We start from the raw sequence: 22,792 nt of genomic DNA on the forward strand, positions 1-22,792 counted from the left end.
GTGCACGCGGCTTGGCCGCCGTTGCCGGCGCTTCCTGGGCGTCGCGCGCCGTATGTCGCTCGGCCGTTCCGAGCGGCGGCAGGCGACGCGCGACGGGCGTTGCTTTGACGATGGCCGTGCTCGTCTCGGCGCGTTCCCCGACCTTCGACAAGATTTCGTCGAGTTCTTCGATATTGCGCAGAAAAAGCCGACAGACGAAGCAGTCGTCGCCCGTGACTTTGTCGCATTCGACGAACTCCGGGATGCGACGGATTTCGTCTTCGACGAGGTGCAGTTGCCCCGGCAGCGGCTTTACGCGCACGATGGCCTGCAAGGTATAGCCCAGCGCACGCGGATCGATCTGCACGGTATAGCGCTCGATGACGCCTTGCGCTTCGAGCCGACGCAGGCGCTCGGCCGTGCTCGGCGCTGAAAGTCCGACTTCGCGCGCGAGATCGGCAACGGGCGTGCGCGCATCTTCGGCGAGCAGGCGCAGTAGGGCGCGATCCGTGTCGTCGAGCGCTGCCGGCGAATCGTTGGAAAGGCGTTTGACCATATTCACCTTCGTTTCGGAGAGAAAATCGCACTTTTGCCTAAGTTTAGCTATGTCGCTGCGCCATGCAAATCGTTAGACTGATTTGCATCGATCTTCGGCGTGCCTGGAACGGCAACCGAACTACAAGCGAATTCAAGCGAATAACCAGCGACAGGTGCTGATATGGCGATTGACGAAGCAGCAAAGGAAATTCGGCGCGGCGCGATCGAGATGATCGTCGCGATGTTGATCTCGGGCACGATCGGGTGGCTCGTCGTGGCCTCGGGCCAGTCGCCGCAAAACGTCGTGTTCGTGCGTTGCCTGTTGGGCGCGCCGACACTGGCCATCATCTGCGTGGCGCTCGGCCTGATTCGTCGCGACATGTTGTCGTGGCGCGTGCTCGGGCTTGCCGCGGCGGGCGGCGCGGCTATTGTCGCGAACTGGGTGCTGCTGTTTGCGGCGTACTCGCGCGCTTCGATTTCAATGGCGACGGTGGCCTATAACACCCAGCCGTTCATGCTCGTCGTGCTTGGCGTGATCGTCTTCCGCGAAAGAATCACGGCCTCGACGGCCGCATGGCTCGGCGTCGCGTTCCTCGGACTCTTGCTCGTCGTCAAAGTGGAACCCGCCGTGTTGGCGGTGCCCGGCCAGTATCTGAAGGGCATCGGCTATGCGCTTGCCGCCGCTTTCTTCTATGCCGTGTCGTCGATCATCACGAAGCGGCTCAAGGGTACGCCCCCTCAATTGATCGCGCTCATCCAGGTCACCCTCGGCATTGTTTTACTGGCCCCGTTCGTCACGATCCATGCGCTGCCGAAGACGGTCATGCCGTGGGTCGACCTCGGCACGATCGGGGTCGTGCATACGGGGCTCGTCTACGTCCTGCTCTACGGCGCCATCCAAAAGTTGCCCACCGCGATGACGGCGGCGTTGTCGTTCATCTATCCGATCGTCGCGATCGTTTGCGATCGATTTGCGTTCGGGCAAACGCTCGCATGGGTGCAACTCGTGGGCGCCGCGCTGATTTTGCTGGCGGCGGCGGGCGTGAATTTCGGCTGGCGGCTGGGTCTACCGCGACGCATCGCCGCAAGCCGGGCCCTCGTCGGCACGCAAAAAAGCGAGTGAAACGGAAGCGCAGGCATCTGCAGGGAAATCACCGATGCGTCATGCATGGGCGCATCGGTATCATGACAACTGACGCTGATCACGTCGGAAATTGCGCCGTTCGTCCTCGATGATGAACGGCTTTCTTTTTATGTGCGTCGATGCAGCGCGGGGCTGTGCGAGCGCCGCGGTTTTGATGCGCCGCGATTTTGCTTTTTCGCCGCCTCACGCTGCTTCCCGCTTGTTCCCGCTGCTTCTCCCGCTTACATGCCGTCAGGCGCGCAGCGCGACATCGACGACGGGCGCGCCCGTCAGCACGATCAACTCCTGTGGCGAGAGATTGAAGACCGCATGCGGGTGCCCGGCCGCGGCCCACAGGCTGTCCAGTTGCAATAAATCGGAGTCGATCAGTGTGACGGGCGGGGTGAGATGTCCGATCGGGCACACGCCGCCGATGGCGTAGCCGGTCTTTTCCCGGACGAACTTTGCATCGGCGCGTGCGATATCGCCGACGTGTTGCGCGACTTTTTCTTCGTCGACACGGTTGGCCCCGCTCGCGACGACGAGCACGGGCGCGTCGTCATGGCGGCGGCGAAACAGAATCGACTTCGCGATCTGCGCGACCGAGCAACCGAGGCCCGCCGCGGCTTCGGCCGATGTCTTGCCCGTTTGCGACAGCATTACCACGGGTTTCTCATGACCGCGTTCGCGCAGCAGCAGCGCGACGCGCTGCGCCGTATCGGGGAGCGCCGCCGTGTTCATGACGCACAGGCGGCGTTGGCCGCTTTGGCAAGCAGTGCGCGCCCTGCACGCGAGGCATTCTCCCGTCCGATCGACGACGAGATGAAATTGCCGATTGCCACCACGGCGTCGAGATCGATCCCGGTGTCGATGCCGAGGCCATTCATCAGATAAAGCACATCTTCGGTGGCGACGTTGCCCGTCGCTCCCTTTGCATAGGGGCAGCCGCCCAGGCCGGCCACCGACGCGTGGAAGATCCCGATGCCTTCGAGCAGCGCCGCGTAGATGTTCGCGAGGGCTTGCCCATACGTGTCGTGGAAGTGCCCCGACAACTGTTCGCGCGGAAACACCTTCGTCACGGCGGCAAACACTTCGCGCGTGCGGCCCGGCGTGCCGACGCCGATCGTATCGGCGATGTCGATTTCGTCGCAGCCGAGCGAGGCCATGCGCTGCACGACGTCGACGACCGCCGGTACCGGTACGTCTCCTTGATACGGGCAGCCCAGGGCGCACGAGATGCTTCCGCGCACACGTATGCCGTTTTCTCTGGCGAGGCGCGCAACGGGCTCGAAGCGCGCAATGCTCTCGGCGATGCTGCAGTTGATATTCTTCTGCGAAAACGCTTCGCTGGCCGCGCCGAAGATGACGATCTCGTCGGCGCGCGCGGCCAACGCACCGTCCAGGCCTTTCATGTTCGGCGTCAACACGGAATAGATCGTGCCTGTGCGCCGCTCGATGCCGGCCATCACCTGCGCACCGTCAGCCATCTGCGGTACCCATTTCGGCGAGACGAACGATGCCGCTTCGATGTTGCGAAAGCCCGCTGCCGACAGGCGGTTCACGAGATCGATTTTGACCGCGGTCGGGACAAACTGCTTTTCGTTTTGCAGCCCGTCGCGCGGGCCGACTTCGACGATTTTGACTGCAGTCGGCAAAGACATGAAATGTCTCCTCCTCGTTGAATGCGAATTCGTTCGGAATGCTAAGCAAACCGGTTATATGCGCCATGCGTGCGCCAACCGATTCGCTCAATCTGCAATTTTAATAGCCGCGCAAAGGATCGACGATCCCGCCAATCGCTTCGCCGCGCGCAAGCGCACCAATCTTACGCGCAATTTGGTCGACGGCCGGTTCGCGCAGCGTCAGCGCCGAGATATGCGGCGTAACGGTCACGCGCGGCATGTGCCAGAACGGATGAGCCGGCGGCAACGGCTCTTGCGCGAACACATCGAGCGTCGCGGCGGCGAGGCGGCCTTCGTCGAGCGCATCGATGAGATCGCGTTCGACGACGTGAGCGCCGCGGGCAAGATTGACGAGGTAGGCGCCTCGGGCGAGATGAGAAAACGTCGTACGGTTGAGGATGCCGTCGGTCGCGGGCGTACTCGGCAGCAGATTGACGACGAGCTTCAGGCCGTCGAGAAACGCGGGCAATCGATCCTCGCCTGCGAACGTGGCGACGCCGTCGATCGACTTCTGCGTGCGGCTGTAACCGCGCACAGGCAGGCCGAGCATTGCAAGCGCTTTCGCCACATGCGCGCCGAGTGCGCCCAAGCCGAGCACGCCGACATGAAACGTCTCGCGCGGGTGCGGTTCGAGCACTTGCCAGCGCCCCTCGATACCGGGTTGCCGGGGTTGCCGCTGCGCGAGTTCGTATTCGTCGAAGCGCCGCATGTAACGCAGCGTGGCGTAGACCGCATATTCGGCCATCTGCGCGGCCATGCCCGTATCTTCGAGCCGTACGAGCGGCACGCCGGCCGGCAGCGTGCGCGGCCTGCTGCGTTCGAGCGCAAGCAGCGCATCGACGCCGGCCCCGAGCACGAAGACGGCGCGCAAACCGGCGCGCGGTGCGAACAGCTCCGCAGGCGGACGCCAGACGATTGCATAGTCGGCGGGTGCCTCGTCGCCGGGCGTCCAAAGGCGTACGTCGGCAGAGGGCAAAGCGCGGGCAAGCGACGCAAGCCACGCAGGCGCTTCGTCGGCGTGCGGCGTGTGAAACAGAATTTTCATACGAAGTGAGGCGGAGCCGCAGTGGCCCTGCTGCCCGGTCCATGGACTGACGATGGCCGCCATTTTACGGCCTGCGGTTGCAAACCGTCAGGTCACGTTGCGCTTCGCGTACGCCAATTCGACGAAGCTCAGGGGCGCGTGATTTGATCCGAAATCCGGGCTGATGGCGTCAGCCCGCGCCGATCGGGCCGATGATGTCGCGTTTCAACTGACGCGAAACAGACGATGCATACCGAAACGATCTACCTGATGGCCGAGAACGGCCGCTTTGTCTGCACCAGTCCATACGGCGATGTGACGATCAAAAAGGATCGGGCAGACGAGAGCTGCAGGCTGCACGCGGTGTTTGGCGGCGGCGATTCGACGGTGTCGCTCTACAGCCCGGCGACGGAACGATATTGGAACGTCGCGCCCGATCCCGCTACGCCCCTCGTCGATGATCTCGTGACTGCGCGCAAGGATGGCTGGACTGAATTCTCCTATGCATACAACGATGACGACCCGACGCTCATGACTTTGCGCAACGGACAGGCCGGCTACGTTTCGCGCATCGACATCGGCCGCCCCCACGAACATCTCGCCGCGAGCACGGCGAATGCCGAAGAGGCTGCCCGATTCCGCGTGATTCGTTTCGCGGACGAAGCCAAATAGCACGGGCTGGTACGCTTCCTATCGCGCGCCCGGCCTCGTGTTTCGCCGCGTCTTCAGCTTGCGGCGCGAGGCTGCGCATTCTGTGCGCGTATGCCGAGCCGCTCGAGCAACTTGCGATCGGCCTCGGCCTGCGGGTTGCCCGTCGTCAGCAGTTGATCGCCGTAGAACATCGAATTCGCTCCGGCAAGAAAGCAGAGTGCCTGCAAGGCATCGTCCATTTGCTGCCGGCCGGCCGACAGTCGCACGACGGCGCGCGGCATCGTGATGCGGGCCACGGCGATCGTCCGTACGAACTCGAACGGGTCGATCGGTTCGACATGGCCAAGCGGCGTGCCTTCGATCGCAACGAGATTGTTGATCGGCACCGACTCGGGATACGGGTCCATGTTCGCCAGTTGCGCGATGAGGCCGGCACGCTCGCGGCGCGATTCGCCCATGCCGATGATGCCGCCGCAGCAGACGTTGATTCCCGCGTCACGCACGCGTTCGAGCGTATCGAGTCGTTCCTGATAGGTGCGCGTCGAAATGATTTGTCCGTAGAACTCGGGCGACGTATCGAGGTTGTGGTTGTAGTAATCGAGCCCGGCTTCGCGCAGCGCCTTCGCCTGATTGTCTTCGAGCATGCCGAGCGTCATGCACGTCTCCATCCCCATCGCCTTCACGCCGCGAATCATCTGCTGAATCGGTTCGAGATGGCGATCCTTCGGGCTGCGCCAGGCCGCGCCCATGCAAAAGCGCGTCGCCCCGTTTTCCTTCGCCACGCGCGCGGCCTCGAGCACCGCGTCGACGTCCATCAGCTTCTCGGCCTTCAGGCCCGTGTCGTAATGCGAGGATTGCGAACAGTACTTGCAATCCTCTTCGCAGCCGCCCGTCTTGATCGAGAGCAGCGTCGAGAGCTGAATCGTGCTGCCGTCGAAGTGCTCGCGATGGACTTGCTGCGCGCGGTACATCAGGTCGTTGAACGGCAGTTCGTACAGTGCGACGACGTCCGCGACGCGCCAGCGCTGCTGCGTCGTGCTCGTGGGTTGACTCGTCGCTTGCGCCGGGACCTGATCGTGGTTCGGCGAGGCAGTCTGCGTAGCGTGGTGGGCTTCAGTCATGTCGTGTGTCCTGGTTGGGATTGCGTCGGATCGAATGGGAAAGTCGCGTGGGTCGATGCACTCAGGCATCGGACTTCAACGCGCGCACGAGTCCTTCAATGTCCAGATGAGTCGATGCCTGCTCGGGCGCTGGCGGCGAGAGATGCGGCACCGTGCCGATCAGCGGCGCGTGATGGGCTCTTTCGAACCTTGCGCGAATGGTCTCGATGTTTTCGTCGATGAAGCGCATGGTCGGGTCGACGACGTTCGCCACCCAGCCGATCAGGCGCAAGCCGCGCGCGGCGATCGCGTCGGCCGTCAAGAGCGCGTGATTGATGCAGCCAAGCCGCACACCGACGACGAGGACGACCGGCAGCGCGAGCGCGGCGGCGAGATCGGCCGTATCGCGTTCGTCGTCCAGCGGCACCTGGAAGCCGCCGACGCCTTCGACGACGACCACATCGGCGCGCCGCATGGCCTCGCGGTGACAGTCGACGATCGTATCGAGTTTGAGCGCCGTGCCTTCCTGCGCGGCAACGATATGCGGAGCCGCGGGCGCTTTGAGCAGATAGGGCGTTCTGAGCTGCGGCGGCAGCAGCGCGCCGGCAGCGGCGTCGAGCTGATCGGCATCTTCGTTGTGCCAGAGGCCGTCTTCCGCACAGAAGTGCGCGCCCGCGGCGATCGGCTTCATTGCCGCGGCCGACAGGCCGAGCCTCGCAAAACCGCGCAACAGTGCGCACGAGACGAGGGTCTTGCCGATCTCGGTGTCGGTGCCGGTGACGAACAGCGAAAGAGGGGGATTCAAGCAGTTTCTCCCGTGCGAGCGAGCGCGGATTGCAAACGATCGAGATCGTCGAAGCTGTGGTCGGCCGACAGCGAAACGCGCAACCTCGAGGTGCCGACGGGCACGGTGGGAGGTCGGATCGCGGGCACCCAGAGGCCGTGCTCGTCGAGACGGGCCGCGAGCGCGAGCGTTGCTTCGTTGCTGCCGATGATGAGCGGCTGCACGGCTGTAGGGGAATCGACGGGCCGCCAGCGCGTGCCTTGCAAGATCTCGCGTGTGCGCGCGATCAACTGACCGAGGTGCCGGCGACGCTTCTCGCCTTCCTCGCCGGCGATCAGCGCAAGGCTCGCGCTGACCGTGTGGGCGACTGCGGGCGGCGACGCCGTCGTGAAAATGTAGGGCCGCGCGCGCTGCAACAGCCATTCGATGACGGTCTCGTGCGCGATCACAGCGGCGCCAGCCGCACCCACGGCTTTGCCGAATGTGCAGAGGTAGACGAGGTGCGCGGAGCGCAAGGCGGCTTGCGCCACCGTGCCGCGGCCCTGCGGACCCAGCGCGCCGAAGCCGTGCGCATCGTCGACGACGAGCCATGCGCCGTGCCGCTCGGCCAGCTCGACGAGCCGGGCGAGCGGCGCGATGTTGCCGTCCATGCTGAAGACGGCGTCGGTGACGATGAGCTTGACCGGTGCATCGGAGGCTTCGAGCATCGCGGCCAGTGCTTCCGTATCGGCATGCGGATAGATGCTGACGTCGGCGCGCGCGAGACGCGTGCCGTCAATCAGCGACGCATGATTGAGCGCATCGGAGAACACGGCTGTGCCGCGCCCGGCCAGCGCCGTCAACGTCGCGAGATTCGACATGTAGCCCGTGGAGAACGTCAACGCGCGAGGCGCGTCGACGAAGCCGCCGGCGAATGCCGCCAGTTCGTCTTCGAGCAGCGCATGCGCACGCGAGTGGCCGCCGAGCAGATGCGATCCGCCGCTGCCCGCGCCATAGCGGCGCGCGCCTTCGGCCATCGCTTCGACGAGCAGCGGATGTGCAGCCAAGCCGAGATAGTCGTTGCTGGCGAAGCCGACGATCTCGCGGCCGTCGACGCGCATGTGGGCGGCGCACGGCGTATCGGCGATACGGCGTCGGCGCGTGAGCCCGCGCGTTTCGAGGTCGGCCAGGCCGTCGCGCAGCGTATCGAGCAGGAACATCAGCGCGCTCCGTGGGCCAGTGTGGCGTCGAGTGTCGCGAGCGTGCGCGACGCGAGCAACGCGATTGTTTCGGAGTCCAAAATATATGGCGGCATCAGGTAAACGGTCGTGCCGATCGGGCGCAACAGCAATTCGCGCGACAACGCTTGCTCGAAGAAGCGCCGGGAGAACGTGCGGGCCGCGGACGGATCGAGCTCGACGTCGAACGCGATGATCGTGCCGGTGCGACGCAGATGGCGCACGCGGTCGTATTCGTTCAACGGCGATAGAGCGTGCATCAACCGGGCCGATTTGTCCGCATTCGCTGCGAGGACGCCGTCGCGCTCGAACAGATCGAGCGTGGCGAGCGCCGCGCGGCAGGCAAGCGGATTGCCCGTGTACGAGTGCGAATGGAGGAAGCCGCGCGCCGTGTCGTCGTCGTAGAACGCGGCATAGATCTCATCGCGCGACAGGACGAGCGAGAGCGGGAGATACCCGCCGCTGATGCCTTTGGACAGGCAGAGGAAATCAGGCCAGACGCCGGCCTGCTCGCAGGCGAAGAACGTCCCCGTGCGTCCGCAGCCGACGGCGATTTCATCGAAGATCAGATGCACGTCGTGCTCGTCGCAGAGCTTGCGCAGTCCGGCCAGATACGAGGCGTCATGCATCGCCATGCCGGTCGCGCATTGCACGAGCGGCTCGACGATAAGCGCGGCGATGCGCGAGCCGTGCGCGTCGAACAGCGCGCGCACGTCGTGGAGCGCACGCTGAGCGACCTGCGCGGCGCTTTCGCCGGGCTGAGCGCAGCGCGCATCGGGCGACGCGACGATATGCGCGCCGTGGATGAGCGGATCGTAAGCAGTCCTGAACAAAGCGACATCGGTCACGCCGAGCGCGCCGATCGTTTCACCGTGATAGCCGCCCGCGACGCAGGCGAATTCGCGCTTTTCTGCGCGGCCTCGATTGCGCCAGTAGTGATAGCTCATTTTCAGCGCGATTTCGACGGCGCAGGCGCCATCGGAGGCGAAGAACGTATGTCCAAGCACGCCGCCTGTCAGCGCCGACAAGCGTTCGGCCAATTCGACGGCGCTCTCGTGGGTGCAGCCCGCGAGCATGGCATGCTCGAGCGTATCGAGCTGCGTCTTCAGCGCTGCGTTGATGTCGTCATTCGCATGACCGAACAGGTTGACCCACCATGAACTGATCGCATCGAGATAGCGATGGCCGTCCCGATCGTACAGCCACGCGCCTTTGCCGCGCGCGACGGGAATGAGCGGCAGGCGCTCGTGATGTTTCATCTGCGTGCAAGGGTGCCAGACAGCCTTCAGGCTTCGGGCGACCCAGTCCTGCGCAGAAGGGGTTCGATCGTCGGCTACTTGCGTGTTCAATCACCGCTCCATGGCGCGAACATTGGCGCGTTCGCGCCCCGTTCATACGAAAAACGTTGACAGGTCTGTCGATTTCCATTTTCGACACCCGCCTCGAGGATAAAAACGGCCTGAGAGTAGCGCGTTCGGCGAGCGATTGCACCTACCCCCGCATGGGGTGCCCGGTGCCCATTTGATGCGGTTAGAAGCAACTCGCGACGCTTCCAAAGAATTCGATTGAGATGGGCGGAATTGACGACGGCAGAGTGGCCGCATACAGCAAAAAAAATTTTGCGCTCGCGTGGCACGAGCGCGGTTTGCAGTTCGATCAGGATGATTTTTTCGACGGAAGAAAGGTTTTTCAGGAGGCGAGCTTCAGCGGCAAACGCAAGTCGTTGCCGGCACACGATGGGCATGTGGCGGTGAGGTGATCCGGGGTGCGGTTTTTGCCCAGGCCCTTCAAGGCACAAACGTCGACGGGAAGGCGGGCAGACGCGGTTGATCCCGGCGTTGCACGTGGGGCAATCGGACCCTTTCCCCGCGGTGTGCTCCGGGAGACGGCAGCGACGGTCGTCGCCAAGCGTCTGCGGCTGCTGAGATTGGGCGCCGGGTTCAGCCCGACATGAAGTTAGTCGCGGCTGGCGAGCGCGGGTTGATTCGCGTCTGCCGAGCGGGGCGCTTCGTCGTGTTCGGTCGACGAAGCCGTTTGCGAAGCTGCACCGGACTTGTCGTGCCAAACGACTTCGTTGTCGACGGCGTAGAGCTGGCATGGCGTATTGCCGTTTTCCTTGCGGCAGTTGGCGAGGGCAACGGACATCGGATCGTCGCCGCCTTCCGCCCACGACCATGCGCCCGAGGCCGACACAGCGAAGGCGCGCGTCGGATACTGGCTCAGGAATTTACGGTAAGCCTCGCGCCCGGTCGCATCGACGTAAGGCACGGCGCGTATCGCATCGACGGCCGCATAACCGGACGGTTGCGGCATCGCGGGCCCTTTGACCTGATATTGCGTGTGAGTGGGCATGCCGATGCGTTCGAGAAACGCATCGACGGCCGGCCACCAGACCCGTACGCCGTCGCGATCGACGACGAGACGATGCGCGTCGTTCTTGTAGTCGCCGAAGTCGATCATTTTCGCCGGTGCGCCGTGCTCGACATACGCCGTGTACATGCGCCGCGTCAGGTCCGGGCTCCAAACGGAATCGTTGTCGCCGTAGAGCCACAGCGAGGGAACGCGCACGGTATCGCCATATTGCTCGAACGCATGCGTGAGATTGTCTTGCCAGCCGGTGCAGGCGTCTTGCCGCAGGCCGCCCGAGAAATTGATGAGCCCGCGCACGCCAGGCGCGGCATCGAGGCCGTAGGCGATCGTCGTCAATCCGCCGTGCGAGGTGCCGGCCACGACGATATGGGACGCATCGACGTACGATTGGCGCGACATGTAGGCGATCGTCGCCTTTACGTCGGCGGCTTGCGCGATGCCGTTCTTCTCGACGTCGCAGCCTTCCTGATGGTACGTGCCGCCCGAATCGGCGAAACCTTCGCGGTTCGGTGCGATCACGGCGTATCCGCGCCGCACGAATTCGCGCGCGAACGAAAGCGGGCGGCTGCGCGGCTGGGCGCGCGGATCGCCTTCGATCTTGCCGTGATTGAACACGACGAGCGGGAACGGGCCCGCGCCATCCGGTTTGTAGAGGGTTGCTTCGAGCGTGATCGTTCCGGCAGCGTCCACGGGGATACGTACGACCTGCTCGTTCAGGTTGCCGGCAAGTGCGGGCAAATCATATGACGCATGGCCGAAGTCCAGCGGAGCGATCGACGCCCGCGAGAGCGGCCCCGTGTCGTTCGACGCGATCGTCATTTCGCGCATGGCACCGGCGGCCGGCTGCGCGCCCGGCGCGGAACCGGCGACAGCGCCGACCCATGCGAACGCGCACAAACAACCGACGAATACGTTTTTCAAACTCATGCGCGTGTCTGCCCTGATTCCCCAAAAAAGCATCGCGACTGCGAGCCGGGCATTTCGATCAACCCGACGCGGTCAGTATCCGCGAGCCGCTTGCGCTGCCGTTGCCCGAAAAGAGGCCGACGCGGGCCGCAATTCGTCCCTTAGGCTGTGGCGCAGGCGACAGCCGGTGGTGGGAAACGACGGAAGTGTGGTGCAGGCGATGGTTGACCCAGGGTTACCCCTTGGTTCACGTTGTTGTCGCCGGCATTGCGAGCCGGCCGAGCCGATGCACCCCAAGCGCGGTCATCGTAGCTTCGCCGAAATAGTTCGTGCAATGCAGGAGAACCCGGGGCGCAACGCGGCCCGAGTGCAGGTGTCGGCAACTTTTGCCGAAGCAAAGCTCTGCCTGGGGCGAAGCAAGTCAGTGCTCGCTTACGTCGCCATCCCGATAGCGCCAGCGTTCGTCGTCGCCGCGCACGAAGCGACTGACTTCGTGCAGGCGATGACCGCGCCCGCCCGACTTGTAGCGCGCGACGAACTCGACGAGCGCATGACGCTCGTCTTGCGTCTCGAAACGCTTGATTTGCAAGCCGAGCCAGCGCGCCGCGTCGGGCGCATCCGGGTCGACCGCGAGATCTGCGGGACAGGTGGCAGGATCCCAGGTCGCGCGCAGGTAGTCCGTGCGTCCGAGCACATAGGCAGAGTAGCGCGAGCGCATGAGTTCGAGCGCCGATGGCGCGGCGGCCTGCCCATCGAGGTACGGGCCGCAGCAGGCGGCGAACCGCGGCGCACGCGCGGCGGCTGGGCGTCCCGGTGCGGCGCCGCCGCATGGGCAGTCGAGCGGCGGCGGGCTTTTTGACGTTGCGCTTGTCATCCGGCGAGACCGCGTGCGATGAGGATCTTTTGAATGTCGCTCGTGCCTTCATAGATCTGGCACACGCGCACGTCGCGATAAATGCGCTCGACGGGAAAGTCGCTGACGTAGCCGTATCCGCCGAACGCCTGGAGCGCCGCCGAGCAGATGCGTTCAGCCGCTTCCGAGGCGAACAGCTTGGCCATCGCCGCTTCGGTCAGACAGGGCAGGCCCGCGTCCTTGAGCGAAGCGGCGTGCCAGACGAGCTGGCGCGCCGCTTCGAGCTGCGTCGCCATCTCGGCGAAGCGAAACTGCACGGCTTGGTGCGCATAGAGCGGCTGGCCGAAGCTCTCGCGCTCGCGAGCGTAGGCGAGCGCCGCTTCGAACGCCGCGCGCGCCATGCCGACGCTTTGCGCGGCGATGCCGATCCGTCCGCCTTCGAGGCCCGACAGCGCGATCTTATAGCCTTCGCCTTCTTCTCCGATGCGGTTGGCGACGGGGATGCGACACCCTTCGAAGACGATCTGCGCCGTGTCCGACGAATGCTGGCCGAGCTTGTCTTCGAGCCGGGCCACGAGATAGCCGGGCGTATTCGTCGGAACGATGAACGCGCTGATGCCGCGCTTGCCGGCGGCCTTGTCGGTCACGGCCAGGACGATCGCCACGTCGCCGTTCTTGCCGCTCGTGATGAACTGCTTCACCCCGTTGATGACGTAGCTGTCGCCGTCTCGCACCGCGCTCGTGCGCAGCGCCGATGCATCGGAGCCGGCCTGCGGTTCGGTCAGGCAAAACGCGCCGAGCATGTCGCCGCGCGCGAGCGGCGTAAGCCAGTCATGCTTCTGTTGTTCGTTGCCGTATGCGAGCAGAATGCTGCACACGGGGCAGTTGTTGACCGAGATCGCCGTGGACGTGCCGCCGTCGCCGGCCGCGATTTCCTCGAGGATGACGGCCAGCGCCAGTGCGTCGAGCCCCGCCCCCCCGTATTCGGGCGGCACGAGCACGCCATAGGCGCCGAGTTCGGCAAGTTGACGATGCACGTCTCTGGGAAACGTGCGCGCGCGGTCCCACGTGGCCGCATGGGGTGCGATGGCCTCGCGCACGAAGGTGCGCACTGCGTCGCGGATCATCGCGTGATCCTGGTCGAGCACCATGTCGGCGTCTCCTTCTATGTGACTTCGGACTACCTGGAATTGTCTCGTTTTAGCGACCGGGATGGCGCAAGCGCCTTTCGTTTAATTCGTTAGGACTACCAATCGATCGTCGTCCCGTCGAATTGAACGAACCGGCCGTGGTATGTCTCGCGATCGACGGCCGCCGCCGCGAGGACCGTGCGCATGCCGGACACGCTGCGTTCGACGTCGATGGCCGCGTGCGCGCCGCCCATGTCGGTGCGCACCCACCCCGGATGCAGGGCGACGCAGGTGGCGCGGCGCGTTTGCAAGGCTGCCGTGCGCAGCGCGCTGTTGAGCGCGGCCTTGCTCGCGCGATACAACCAGCCCGTGGTGCCCGTCGCTTCGGCGATGCTGCCCATGCGGCTCGACAGCACGCCGAACACGCCTTGCGCAGACTCGACGAGCGGCAACAGAGCGGGCATCAGCAACATGGGTCCGCGCACGTTCGTCGCCATCACGTAATCGAAATCTTCGACGCTGAACGATTCGACGCCTTCCGTCGCCGGCCCATACACACCGGCGACGATGAGCGCCAGGTCGAGGCGCTCGCCGGCGAGCTTCGCTTCGAGCGCGGCGATATCGTCGGGCTCGGTCACGTCGAGCGAGAGCGGCTGCGCGCCGAGCGTCGACAGCTGCTCGAGCGCGCGACCGTCGCGCGCCGTGGCCAGCACACGCCAGCCGGCCGCACTGTACTGGCGCAAGAACTCATGACCGATGCCGCGCGACGCGCCGACGATCAAGACTGTCTTCATCGATGCCTCCACTTTGCAGGGTTGCGACCGGACTACGACCGAACTACGGACCACTGGCCGCCACGCTCGACACGCATGCGTCGAGCGTGCGAAGCCGAGCGCCGGCGTCAGACGATTTCGATGCCCATCGCCGTCGCTTCGCCGCCGCCGATGCACAGGCTCGCCACGCCGCGTTTGCCGCCGCGTGCGCGCAGCGCGCCGATCAGCGTCACGAGAATGCGCGCGCCCGAGGCGCCGATCGGATGACCGAGCGCACAGGCACCGCCATTGACGTTCACCTTCTCGTGCGCGATGTCGTGATCCTTCATGGCAGCCATCGTGACCACGGCGAACGCTTCGTTGATTTCGAACAGATCGACCTCACGCGCGCGCCAGTCGTTTTTATCGAGCAGCTTGCGGATCGCGCCGACCGGTGCGGTCGTGAACTTCGACGGCTCCTGCGCAAACGTCGAATGGCCGACGACACGCGCGAGCGGCGTGACGCCGAGCCGCTCGGCCGTGGAGGCGCGCATCATGACGAGCGCGGCTGCGCCGTCGGAGATGGACGACGAGTTCGCCGCCGTCACGGTTCCCGTCTTGCTGAAGGCCGGCTTGAGCGTCGCGATCTTGTCGATGTTGGCCTTGAACGGCTGCTCGTCGCGCGCGATCGTGGTTTCATCGCCCTTGCGCCCCGCGACCTTCACCGGCGCGATTTCCCAGGCGAACGAGCCGTCTTCGTTGGCGCGCTTGGCCCGCACGAGCGATTCGATCGCGAACGCATCTTGCGCTTCGCGCGTAAAGCCATAGGCGCCCGCGCATTCCTCGGCGAACGTGCCCATCAGGCGGCCCTTGTCGTACGCGTCTTCCAGGCCGTCGAGGAACATGTGATCGAGCACCTGCCCGTGGCCCATGCGCATGCCGCCGCGCGCCTTGGGCAGCAGATAGGGTGCGTTCGTCATGCTTTCCATGCCGCCCGCCACCATCACGTCGACCGAGCCGGCCACGAGCATGTCGTGCGCGAACATCGCGGCGCGCATGCCCGAGCCGCACATCTTGTTGACCGTCGTGCATCCGGCCGACAACGGCAGGCCCGCGCCCAGCGCCGCTTGCCGCGCCGGAGCCTGGCCCAGGCCCGCGGGCAGCACGCAGCCCATCAGCACTTCATCGATTCGTTGCGGCGAGAGGCCCGATCGTTCGAGCGCGGCGGCGATCGCCACCGAGCCCAGTTGCGGCGCCGTCAGCGAAGCGAAATCGCCTTGAAAGCCCGCCATCGGCGTGCGGGCCGCCGCGACGATCATGATGGGATCTTCAGTGCTGCGCGTTGTGTCAGTCATGTTTTATCTCCTTGATCACACCCTGGACAACTTGTTCGACGTTCGCGAGCGTCGCGGCGTCGGCTGCGAGGACATCGTTTTGTTCCGAGCCGCCCGCCTGCTCGGCCGAGAGCGCGGCGACGCAGCGTCGATAGGTTTCGTCGAGCATGTCGGCGCGCGAGATCGTCATGCCGAGGTTGCGCACGCGGCCGTCGTGAACGCCGTAGGCGAGGCCGTGGACGGTCAGCGGCTGGCTGCGCGCCCAGGCGTCGTTGACGATGGTGGTGCGGCACACGTTGACGACCTGTTCGATCGTGTTGAGTTCGACCAGCCGCCGATGACGCGCCACCATCGGCCACTCTTCGAGCAGCGCCGCGTGTTTGGTGCGCACATCTTGGACGTGGTGCAGCCAGTTGTCGGCCAGGCCGACACGCTGGCCGTGCAGCGCCGCGCCGACGCCCGAGCAGCCGTAGTGGCCCACCACCATGATGTGCTTGACCTTCAACAGATCGACGGCGAACTGAATGACCGACAAGCAGTTCAGATCGGAGTGGACGACGACGTTGGCGATATTGCGGTGGACGAACACTTCGCCCGGCGGCAGGCCGATGATCTGATTGGCAGGCACGCGCGAATCGGAGCAGCCGATCCACAGGTATTCGGGCGCTTGTTGATCGGCGAGGCGCGCGAAGTATTGCGGGTCTTCGGCGAGTTTGCGCCCGACCCAAGCCTCGTTATTGGCGAACAACTGGGCAAGAGGATGGTTCTGATCGTTCATCGTGCTGCGTCCTGGTGGTTGGCCCCTGACGGGCCAGGGCTGTGAAGGGAAGCGACCGAAGAACGCGGCTCATGCCGCGCGCGCCGCACCGGAGCCGCCGCCGTCGCCGGATGGGCGCGTGGCGTCTGCCTTGCCGATCGCATCGGGATGCTGCGAGGTGGCGAAGCGCTGCGCATAGCGCACGCAAAAGCGCGAGCTCTGGTCGTACGGGAAGAAGTCGGGCAACTCGCCCTTGAGCAGCAATTCCTTATGTCTTTGCCAGAGGGCCGGGTCGAAGAAGTCGGCGTGATGGCGCATGAAGTACTGGCGAACGGTGGGGTCGCCGAGCAGAAATGTCGTATATGTCTCGGGGAAAATGTCGTTCGGCGCGACGCCGTACCAGGGCTCGGCCGAGAGCTCGTCCTCTTCCGTCTGCGCTTGCGGTACGTGCCGCACGTTGCAGTCGGTCAGGTATTCGATCTCATCGTAGTCGTAGAACACGACGCGCCCGTGCCGCGTGACGCCGAAATTCTTGTAGAGCATGTCGCCCGGGAAGATGTTCGCCTGCATGAGCTCCTTGACTGCATCGCCGTACTCTTTGATGGCGTGCTCGATGTCCGCCTCGGTCCCGTTCTGCAGGAAAAGATTGAGCGGCACCATGCGGCGCTCGATGTAGACATGTTTGATGACGAGGCAATCGCCCTCGTACTCGATCATCGACGGCGCTTCCTTCTCGAGCTCGCGCAGCAGCTGTTCGTCGAGCCGGGCGAGCGGCAACGCGACGCTCGAGTATTCGAGCGTATCGGCCATGCGCCCGAGTCGATCGTGCCGCTTCACGAGCAGATACTTCTCCTGGATCTTCTCGCGCGTCGTATCCTTCGGCGCGGGAAACACGTCCTTGATGACTTTGAAGACGTACGGGAAAGAGGGCAGCGTAAACACGACCATCACGAGCCCCTTGATGCCGGGGGCGACGATGAAGTGATCGCTCGAATGCGACAAATGCTTGAGCAGGTCGCGATAGAAGTTGTTCTTGCCTTGCTTTTGCAGGCCTACCGATGTGTAGATTTCGGCCTTCGGCTTGCCGGGCATGATCGTGCCGAGGAAGTCGACGTAGGCCGAGGGCACATCCATGTCGACGAGAAAATACGAGTGCGAGAAGCTGAAGATGATCAGCAACTGTTCGCGCTTGAGCAAGACCGTATCGAGCGCGAGCAGGCCCGGCTTCACGTGGCGGATCGGCACGGCGAACGGCAACAGATGCTCGCCGTTGATGATGCGGCCGATGATGTAGGCGGCTTTGTTGCGGAAGAACAGCGACGACAGCACATGAACCTGGAAGTTGAACGCTTCCGAAAACTCGCCGAACGTTTCGCGGATCGAATCGAGCAGGCAGGCGGCGTCGCGGTGCAAGTCCTCGAACGGCTGCTCGAGCTGAAAATTCGTGACGATCCGCTCGAGCGTGGCGATCAGGCCTTCCTTGCCCGGGTAGTACGCGCGATAGGTCGGCTTGGCCGCGGGCTCTTCATTCTCGAGATATTCCGTCGAGATGGCAGGCCGCACGAAGATGAAGTCGTTGTTGAAATACGAGCGGTGCAGGATCTTGCAGCAGACCGAATTGAAAAACGTTTCCGCGCATTCGGGCTGCAGATGGTGCGTCAGCAAGCCGATGTAATGGAGCTTGATCTGCTGCCAGACCTCGTCGTCGATATGCTCGGCGTCGTATTCGTCTTCGAGCAGGCGCACGCACTCGTCGACGCGGTCGTCGTAAGAAGCGATGCGATCGCGCGCGAGCTTTTGCAGCGCAAGCCAATCGGCCGCTTCGAACAACGTCTTCGCGCGGACGGCCGCCTTACGGAAATTGCTGTAGTGGTGATTGAAGCCGTCGAGCATCGTTTGAGCGACGTCGAAGCCGATCTGCGACGACAGCAGTTTCGGAAAGTGCTTCATGTTCCCTCTGATGACGCGATGCTGCTGCGTTCGATTCCGCTGTCGGTCGGGAGGTGTCCACGATCTACGCCGTTTTCGGCGAGCATCGACCGGCACTGGGCTTCGTACTGCGCAAGATCTTCGAGCGTCGTCGTCAGATCCTCCAATTGGCGCTCGAGCACCTGACGATGTTCGGCGATCGTCGCGAGGAACGCATGCAGTTGCGGCACCGTGTCGGTCGGCGATTCGTACAGGTCGAGCAGGTCCCGTATCTCCGACAGCGTGAAGCCGAGCCGCTTGCCGCGCAGCGTCAGCTTCAGGCGCGTGCGGTCGCGGCTCGAATAGACGCGCCGCAGACCGCTCGCGCCCTCGCGGCTCGGTGCGAGCAGTCCCTGATCCTCGTAAAAGCGGATGGCGCGGGGTGTGACGTCGAATTCGCGCGCGAGTTCAGTGATCGTGAAGTGCTGGGTCATGGTCATCGCGTCGGATAGAAAGCGTCGGCGGGCGGCCGAGGCGAATGCGGTCTGAGATTTTAACGCGGCCGATCGGTTAGAATCGATGCAGGTTTACGTTATCGTCAACTTTGACAAAGCGCAACTGGCCGATCAAGCGGGTTGCCTGCCGGCTCCGCGCTGTTTTCTCGCTGTTTTGTTTGTTTTGACCGACCGAGATTCTCCCGATGAATGCACTGGAACATCAGCTCGACTATCCGTTCGCCGACACCCTGCCCGAAGCCGGCCGCTTGTATGAAGTGTCGCCCGGCGTCTTTTGGGTCCGCATGCCGCTGCCGTTCGCGCTCGATCACATCAATTTGTGGCTGTTGCGGGACGAACTCGACGGCAGGCAGGGCTGGACGATCGTCGATTGCGGGATCGCCGACGAATCGATCAAGGCACATTGGGAGCGCATCTTCGAGCACGAGCTGGGTGGCCTGCCCGTGTTGCGAACGATAGTGACGCATTGCCACCCTGACCATCTGGGGTTGGCCGATTGGATCTGCCGGGGCGGCGCGCGCGAGCGCTGGAACGTGCGGCTGTGGATCACGCTCGGTGAATACATGCTCGGGCGCGTGATGGCGGCCGGCGACGGTTCGAACGCGGGCGGCGAGGGCGCCGCGCGCCATTTCGCGCGGCACGGGTTGGCCGATCCGGCCTCGATCGACAAGCTGCGCAATCGACGCGACTACTACTCGAAGCTCGTGCCGTCGATGCCGTCGCAGTTTCGTCGGCTGCGCGAAGGCGACCGGGTGCGGATCGGCGCGAACGACTGGCGCATCGTGACCGGATACGGCCATTCGCCCGAGCACGCGGCGCTGCATTGCGAGGCGGCCGGTGTGCTGATTTCCGGCGACATGGTGTTGCCCCGGATCTCGACGAACGTGTCGGTGTTCGATATCGAGCCCGAGGGCAATCCGCTCGCGCTTTATCTGGAATCGCTGGGCCGCTACGAAGGCATGCCAGCCGATACGCTCGTGCTGCCCTCGCACGGCAAGCCGTTTCGCGGGCTGCAAACGCGCATCGCGCAGTTGCGCGCCCATCACGACGCGCGGCTCGCGGAAGTGCGCGAGGCATGCGCCGAGCGGCCGATGAGTGCCGCCGACATCGTCCCGTTGATGTTCAAGCGTGCGCTCGATATCCATCAGATGACGTTCGCGATGGGTGAGGCGCTCGCCCACTTGCACCTGCTTTGGCTCGCGGGCGAGCTGGAACGTCATGAAGACGCGGACGGGGTGGTGCGGTTTGCGCTCGGCCAGGGCGCGGCGCGCGCTACCTCCTGATCGATCGCGCTGCCTCGACGGCCGCCGCGGCATCGAGCATGCCGGCGCCGCATGGCGTATCGGCTGCCGTATTCACGCAATTGGACAGGCGCGGATAAGGTCGAGCCGAGGCCACGAGCTTCTCGCGGAGCGCCTGGGGCGAGAGCGTCGGTTCAACGGCCAGCATCAGCGCGAGCGCGGCCGACACATGCGGCGCGGCCATGCTCGTACCGTTCTTGCCGAGGTAGGTGTCTTCGCCCGGCACGGTGAGCCCTGTATTCGCGGTCGACCAAATACCGACGCCCGGTGCGCCCACGTCGATGCGCGTCCCCGAATTGCTGAATGCCGGTTTGCTTCCGTCGGCATCGACGGCCGCCACGGCGATCGCGCCGCGGCAACTTGCCGGTTCGCCCACTTCGAAGCCGCCGTTACCGGCGGCCGCCACGACACTCGCGCCGCGTGCGAGCACATCGTCGATCGCGGCCTGCATCGCGCGGCTGCACGGCTGCGATGTGCCCAGGCTCACGTTCACGATCCTGGCCGGATGTGGGTTGTCGGGCACGCCCGGCACCGGCAGTCCGACGGCCCAGCGCATGCCGTCGATGACGTCGCTCGCCGGTCCGCCGCATTTGCCGAGCACGCGCACCGGCAGGATCCGCGTATGCCAGAGCCCGCCGGCGCCGCCGATCTCGTTGTTCGCGACTGCGCCGATCGTGCCTGCCACGTGCGTGCCGTGCCATGAACTGTTGCTGGTCCAGAGGTCGGTGCCGTCGCACTGCTGCGATTCTTCGGCGGTGACCCAATCGCCGGGGTCCGAGGCGTCGGCGTCGCGGCCATCGCCGTCGTTGGCATTAAACGGATGGGTGATGAAGTCGTAGCCGGGCAGCAGGTGGGCCGCGAGATCGGGGTGGGGGCGATAGCCCGTATCGGCCACGGCGATCACGACATCGTTCGACCCCGTCGTCAGATCCCAGGCCTTCTCGAAGCGGGCGGCGCCGGTTCCGTCGCGATAGGCCCACTGCTTCGCATAGAGCGGGTCCGTCGGTGCGGATTGGCGATGCAGTTGATAGTCGGGTTCGGCATATTCGACTTCGGGCTGCGCTCGCAACCGGTCGGCGATGACGTTGGCCGTATCGTCGGTCATCGGCGCGCCCAGCATGACGACGTGGGCGGCGCCCGACATCGGGCGTGTGTCGCTGACGAGATCGACGCCGCGCCGCCGCCGCGTTTGCAACTTTTCCGCGTTTTCGTGCAGAACGCGCTCGACGACGCGCTGAGCGAGCGCCGTTCCGGCATCGTGTTCGGCGTGGACCGCGTCCGTCGATTGGGGCGTCGCGGGCGGCTTTACTTTCACGATGAACTGCGAGACGAGTTGGCGAGGCGTGGCTGCGCCGTCCGCGGCCGGCGATTGCGCAGCGTCGGCGTTGTGCATGGTCGGTGCGAGCGAGAGCAACGCGAGGGCAAGACGATTCGAAATGCATCGGGCATGGGTCATGAGCGCTCCTATGTGCTCGTGATGAAAGCAAATAGAAAGCTCGAAGAGCACAAATCATTCCTGACGTTAAGCGCGAACGGACGGCAGCCGGTGCCGACGCGAAAATCCGCGCCGAGGCCGACGTTGACGCGCGAGCCCTCGTCAGCCCATCTCCCCGGCTCGCAGCAGCAACAGCTCTCGCTCGCGCGCGTTCTGGGTCATCGACGCCGCGCGTTGGAATTCCGACCGCGCTTCGTCGTGGCGGCCAAGCTTGGCGAGAAAATCGGCGCGCACGCTCGGTAGCCAGTGATAGCGCGCCAGCGCCGGATCGGCGGCGAGCGCTTCGACGATCGCGAAGCCCGCCTGGGGGCCGAAGGCCATGCCGACAGCCACGGCGCGATTGAGCTCGACGACCGGCGAGGGGTGGACCTGCGCAAGCGCGTCGTAAAGCGCGACGATACGCGCCCAATCCGTGTCCTCGGCGCGGTGCGCGCGCGCGTGGCAGGCCGCCAACGCCGCTTGCAACGCATACGGACCGAGCGCGCCGCCGAGCGCCTCGGCGCGCCCGAGCGCAGCCAGCCCGCGTCGAATCAAAAGGGGATCCCAGCGCAAACGATCCTGATCGGCGAGCAGCACCGGACGGCCGTTTGCGTCGGTGCGCGCATGAAGCCGCGACGCCTGCAGCTCCATCAGCGCGACAAGCCCATGCACTTCGCTGTCCTCGCGCGCCAGCTCAGCCAGAATGCGGCCCACGCGCAGCGCTTCATCGCAGAGCGCGGGCCGTATCCAATCGTCGCCGGCCGTCGCCGCATAGCCTTCGTTGAAAATCAAGTAAATGACTTCGAGCACCGAGGCCATGCGCGCTGCGCGCGCGGCGGCGCGCGGCACCTCGAACGGCACGCGCGCTTCTCGCAGCGTCCGCTTGGCCCGCACGATTCGCTGCGCGATCGTGGCTTCGGGCGCGAGAAACGCACGCGCGATCTCGTGCGTCGCGAGCCCGCCGAGCAAGCGCAGCGTCAGTGTCACGCGCGCATCGGTCGAGAGCACCGGATGACATGCCGTAAAAATGAGGCGCAATAGATCGTCGCCGATGTCGTCGGCGCGCGCCGCATCCAGCGCATCGACAAAATCGGGCACGACGTGCGCTTCGAGCGCATCCAAATCCCGCCCCATGGCTTCGTGCTTCTTTGCGTGAAGCGCATCCTGACGAAGCTTATCGAGCGCACGATGCTTGACCGTCGCCATCAGCCAGGCGCCGGGGTTATCGGGTACACCGTCGCGCGGCCAATGCTCGAGCGCCGCGATCAGCGCATCTTGCGCCAGCTCCTCGGCGATGCCGATGTCGCGCACGAGTCGCGCCCCATGGGCGACCACGCGCGCGGCTTCGATGCGCCAGACGGCTTCGATCGCGCGATGGGTGGGATCAGACATGGC

General features: G+C 64.8%; 21 protein-coding genes and 1 pseudogene. 3 read left to right on the forward strand and 19 right to left on the reverse strand.

What is annotated here, in order from left to right:
* Positions 1–67: 67 nt before the first annotated feature.
* Positions 68–535: pseudogene (locus C0Z19_RS10415) on the reverse strand (Lrp/AsnC family transcriptional regulator); the annotation flags it as partial.
* A 162-nt stretch (positions 536–697) separates the two neighbouring features.
* Here C0Z19_RS10415 and C0Z19_RS10420 point away from each other — a divergent pair.
* Positions 698–1,639: a DMT family transporter gene (locus tag C0Z19_RS10420; RefSeq protein WP_102609745.1), complete on the forward strand. Its 942-nt coding sequence runs from the start codon at positions 698–700 to the stop codon at positions 1,637–1,639.
* Between the two features lie 252 nt (positions 1,640–1,891).
* On the opposite strand, the gene C0Z19_RS10425 is transcribed toward C0Z19_RS10420, so the two are convergent.
* The 3 genes from C0Z19_RS10425 to C0Z19_RS10435 all read right to left on the reverse strand — a co-directional run bounded on the left by C0Z19_RS10425 (position 1,892) and on the right by C0Z19_RS10435 (position 4,366).
* Positions 1,892–2,380, reverse strand: a complete 489-nt coding sequence (locus C0Z19_RS10425) for a YbaK/EbsC family protein (protein ID WP_102609746.1) — start codon at positions 2,378–2,380, stop codon at positions 1,892–1,894.
* Entirely contained in the window at positions 2,377–3,300 is a 924-nt protein-coding gene (locus C0Z19_RS10430) for a hydroxymethylglutaryl-CoA lyase (RefSeq protein ID WP_102609747.1), read from the reverse strand. The genes C0Z19_RS10425 and C0Z19_RS10430 overlap by 4 nt, the downstream gene beginning before the upstream one ends.
* Before the next feature lie 100 nt (positions 3,301–3,400).
* On the reverse strand, positions 3,401–4,366 hold the full coding sequence (locus C0Z19_RS10435) for a 2-hydroxyacid dehydrogenase (RefSeq protein WP_102609842.1): 966 nt from the start codon (positions 4,364–4,366) through the stop codon (positions 3,401–3,403).
* 225 nt (positions 4,367–4,591) lie between these two features.
* Here C0Z19_RS10435 and C0Z19_RS10440 point away from each other — a divergent pair, with 225 nt between their 5' ends.
* A complete protein-coding gene (locus C0Z19_RS10440) occupies positions 4,592–5,017 on the forward strand; it encodes a hypothetical protein (RefSeq protein WP_102609748.1) in 426 nt (141 codons plus the stop codon).
* Between the two features lie 53 nt (positions 5,018–5,070).
* Here C0Z19_RS10440 and bioB read toward each other — a convergent pair whose 3' ends face one another.
* From bioB to C0Z19_RS10505, 13 genes are all read right to left on the reverse strand, one after another.
* Entirely contained in the window at positions 5,071–6,117 is a 1,047-nt protein-coding gene (bioB, locus tag C0Z19_RS10445) for a biotin synthase BioB (protein ID WP_102609749.1), read from the reverse strand.
* A 61-nt stretch (positions 6,118–6,178) separates the two neighbouring features.
* Positions 6,179–6,901 carry a dethiobiotin synthase gene (gene bioD / locus C0Z19_RS10450; RefSeq protein WP_102609750.1) on the reverse strand — a complete coding sequence of 241 codons (723 nt, stop codon included), beginning with the start codon at positions 6,899–6,901 and terminating at the stop codon, positions 6,179–6,181.
* Entirely contained in the window at positions 6,898–8,079 is a 1,182-nt protein-coding gene (bioF, locus tag C0Z19_RS10455; protein WP_102609751.1) for an 8-amino-7-oxononanoate synthase, read from the reverse strand. Before bioF ends, bioD begins: the two co-directional genes overlap by 4 nt.
* The gene (bioA, locus tag C0Z19_RS10460; protein WP_102609752.1) at positions 8,079–9,446 is read right to left on the reverse strand and encodes an adenosylmethionine--8-amino-7-oxononanoate transaminase; all 1,368 of its coding nucleotides are present in this window, start codon (positions 9,444–9,446) and stop codon (positions 8,079–8,081) included. The genes bioF and bioA overlap by 1 nt, the downstream gene beginning before the upstream one ends.
* A complete protein-coding gene (locus C0Z19_RS27945) occupies positions 9,443–9,841 on the reverse strand; it encodes a hypothetical protein (RefSeq protein WP_146012038.1) in 399 nt (132 codons plus the stop codon). The genes bioA and C0Z19_RS27945 overlap by 4 nt, the downstream gene beginning before the upstream one ends.
* 212 nt (positions 9,842–10,053) lie before the next feature.
* Positions 10,054–11,394, reverse strand: coding sequence for a dienelactone hydrolase family protein (locus tag C0Z19_RS10470; protein ID WP_425330276.1), 1,341 nt, complete (start codon positions 11,392–11,394; stop codon positions 10,054–10,056).
* 400 nt (positions 11,395–11,794) lie between these two features.
* Positions 11,795–12,247, reverse strand: coding sequence for a YchJ family protein (locus C0Z19_RS10475; protein WP_102609754.1), 453 nt, complete (start codon positions 12,245–12,247; stop codon positions 11,795–11,797).
* Positions 12,244–13,377 carry an acyl-CoA dehydrogenase family protein gene (locus tag C0Z19_RS10480; protein WP_102609755.1) on the reverse strand — a complete coding sequence of 378 codons (1,134 nt, stop codon included), beginning with the start codon at positions 13,375–13,377 and terminating at the stop codon, positions 12,244–12,246. Before C0Z19_RS10480 ends, C0Z19_RS10475 begins: the two co-directional genes overlap by 4 nt.
* 95 nt (positions 13,378–13,472) lie before the next feature.
* A complete protein-coding gene (locus C0Z19_RS10485) occupies positions 13,473–14,150 on the reverse strand; it encodes an SDR family oxidoreductase (RefSeq protein ID WP_102609844.1) in 678 nt (225 codons plus the stop codon).
* A gap of 107 nt (positions 14,151–14,257) precedes the next feature.
* Positions 14,258–15,463 carry an acetyl-CoA C-acetyltransferase gene (locus C0Z19_RS10490; RefSeq protein WP_102609756.1) on the reverse strand — a complete coding sequence of 402 codons (1,206 nt, stop codon included), beginning with the start codon at positions 15,461–15,463 and terminating at the stop codon, positions 14,258–14,260.
* A complete protein-coding gene (gene can, locus C0Z19_RS10495) occupies positions 15,456–16,220 on the reverse strand; it encodes a carbonate dehydratase (RefSeq protein WP_102609757.1) in 765 nt (254 codons plus the stop codon). Before can ends, C0Z19_RS10490 begins: the two co-directional genes overlap by 8 nt.
* A 69-nt stretch (positions 16,221–16,289) precedes the next feature.
* Positions 16,290–18,149: a bifunctional isocitrate dehydrogenase kinase/phosphatase gene (gene aceK, locus C0Z19_RS10500; protein WP_102609758.1), complete on the reverse strand. Its 1,860-nt coding sequence runs from the start codon at positions 18,147–18,149 to the stop codon at positions 16,290–16,292.
* Positions 18,146–18,601, reverse strand: coding sequence for a MerR family transcriptional regulator (locus C0Z19_RS10505; protein WP_102609845.1), 456 nt, complete (start codon positions 18,599–18,601; stop codon positions 18,146–18,148). Before C0Z19_RS10505 ends, aceK begins: the two co-directional genes overlap by 4 nt.
* Positions 18,602–18,807: 206 nt before the next feature.
* Between C0Z19_RS10505 and C0Z19_RS10510 the strand changes: the two genes are divergently transcribed.
* Positions 18,808–19,905, forward strand: a complete 1,098-nt coding sequence (locus tag C0Z19_RS10510; protein ID WP_102609759.1) for an MBL fold metallo-hydrolase — start codon at positions 18,808–18,810, stop codon at positions 19,903–19,905.
* On the opposite strand, the gene C0Z19_RS10515 is transcribed toward C0Z19_RS10510, so the two are convergent.
* Positions 19,895–21,379, reverse strand: coding sequence for a S8 family serine peptidase (locus tag C0Z19_RS10515; RefSeq protein ID WP_102609760.1), 1,485 nt, complete (start codon positions 21,377–21,379; stop codon positions 19,895–19,897). The genes C0Z19_RS10510 and C0Z19_RS10515 overlap by 11 nt on opposite strands.
* 141 nt (positions 21,380–21,520) lie before the next feature.
* Positions 21,521–22,789 carry an RNA polymerase sigma factor gene (locus C0Z19_RS10520; protein ID WP_102609761.1) on the reverse strand — a complete coding sequence of 423 codons (1,269 nt, stop codon included), beginning with the start codon at positions 22,787–22,789 and terminating at the stop codon, positions 21,521–21,523.
* Positions 22,790–22,792 lie beyond the last annotated feature (3 nt).

This window comes from Trinickia soli (assembly GCF_002879855.1).
Classification (GTDB): Bacteria; Pseudomonadota; Gammaproteobacteria; order Burkholderiales; family Burkholderiaceae; genus Trinickia; species Trinickia soli.

Coding starts and splice junctions, on each gene's coding strand:
- C0Z19_RS10420 (WP_102609745.1), top strand. CDS start 698: ATGGCGATTGACGAAGCAGCAAAGGAAATTCGGCGCGGCGCGATCGAG.
- C0Z19_RS10425 (WP_102609746.1), bottom strand. CDS start 2,380: ATGAACACGGCGGCGCTCCCCGATACGGCGCAGCGCGTCGCGCTGCTG.
- C0Z19_RS10430 (WP_102609747.1), bottom strand. CDS start 3,300: ATGTCTTTGCCGACTGCAGTCAAAATCGTCGAAGTCGGCCCGCGCGAC.
- C0Z19_RS10435 (WP_102609842.1), bottom strand. CDS start 4,366: ATGAAAATTCTGTTTCACACGCCGCACGCCGACGAAGCGCCTGCGTGG.
- C0Z19_RS10440 (WP_102609748.1), top strand. CDS start 4,592: ATGCATACCGAAACGATCTACCTGATGGCCGAGAACGGCCGCTTTGTC.
- bioB (WP_102609749.1), bottom strand. CDS start 6,117: ATGACTGAAGCCCACCACGCTACGCAGACTGCCTCGCCGAACCACGAT.
- bioF (WP_102609751.1), bottom strand. CDS start 8,079: ATGTTCCTGCTCGATACGCTGCGCGACGGCCTGGCCGACCTCGAAACG.
- C0Z19_RS27945 (WP_146012038.1), bottom strand. CDS start 9,841: ATGCCCATCGTGTGCCGGCAACGACTTGCGTTTGCCGCTGAAGCTCGC.
- C0Z19_RS10470 (WP_425330276.1), bottom strand. CDS start 11,394: ATGAGTTTGAAAAACGTATTCGTCGGTTGTTTGTGCGCGTTCGCATGG.
- C0Z19_RS10475 (WP_102609754.1), bottom strand. CDS start 12,247: ATGACAAGCGCAACGTCAAAAAGCCCGCCGCCGCTCGACTGCCCATGC.
- C0Z19_RS10480 (WP_102609755.1), bottom strand. CDS start 13,377: ATGGTGCTCGACCAGGATCACGCGATGATCCGCGACGCAGTGCGCACC.
- C0Z19_RS10485 (WP_102609844.1), bottom strand. CDS start 14,150: ATGAAGACAGTCTTGATCGTCGGCGCGTCGCGCGGCATCGGTCATGAG.
- C0Z19_RS10490 (WP_102609756.1), bottom strand. CDS start 15,463: ATGACTGACACAACGCGCAGCACTGAAGATCCCATCATGATCGTCGCG.
- can (WP_102609757.1), bottom strand. CDS start 16,220: ATGAACGATCAGAACCATCCTCTTGCCCAGTTGTTCGCCAATAACGAG.
- aceK (WP_102609758.1), bottom strand. CDS start 18,149: ATGAAGCACTTTCCGAAACTGCTGTCGTCGCAGATCGGCTTCGACGTC.
- C0Z19_RS10505 (WP_102609845.1), bottom strand. CDS start 18,601: ATGACCCAGCACTTCACGATCACTGAACTCGCGCGCGAATTCGACGTC.
- C0Z19_RS10510 (WP_102609759.1), top strand. CDS start 18,808: ATGAATGCACTGGAACATCAGCTCGACTATCCGTTCGCCGACACCCTG.
- C0Z19_RS10515 (WP_102609760.1), bottom strand. CDS start 21,379: ATGACCCATGCCCGATGCATTTCGAATCGTCTTGCCCTCGCGTTGCTC.
- C0Z19_RS10520 (WP_102609761.1), bottom strand. CDS start 22,789: ATGTCTGATCCCACCCATCGCGCGATCGAAGCCGTCTGGCGCATCGAA.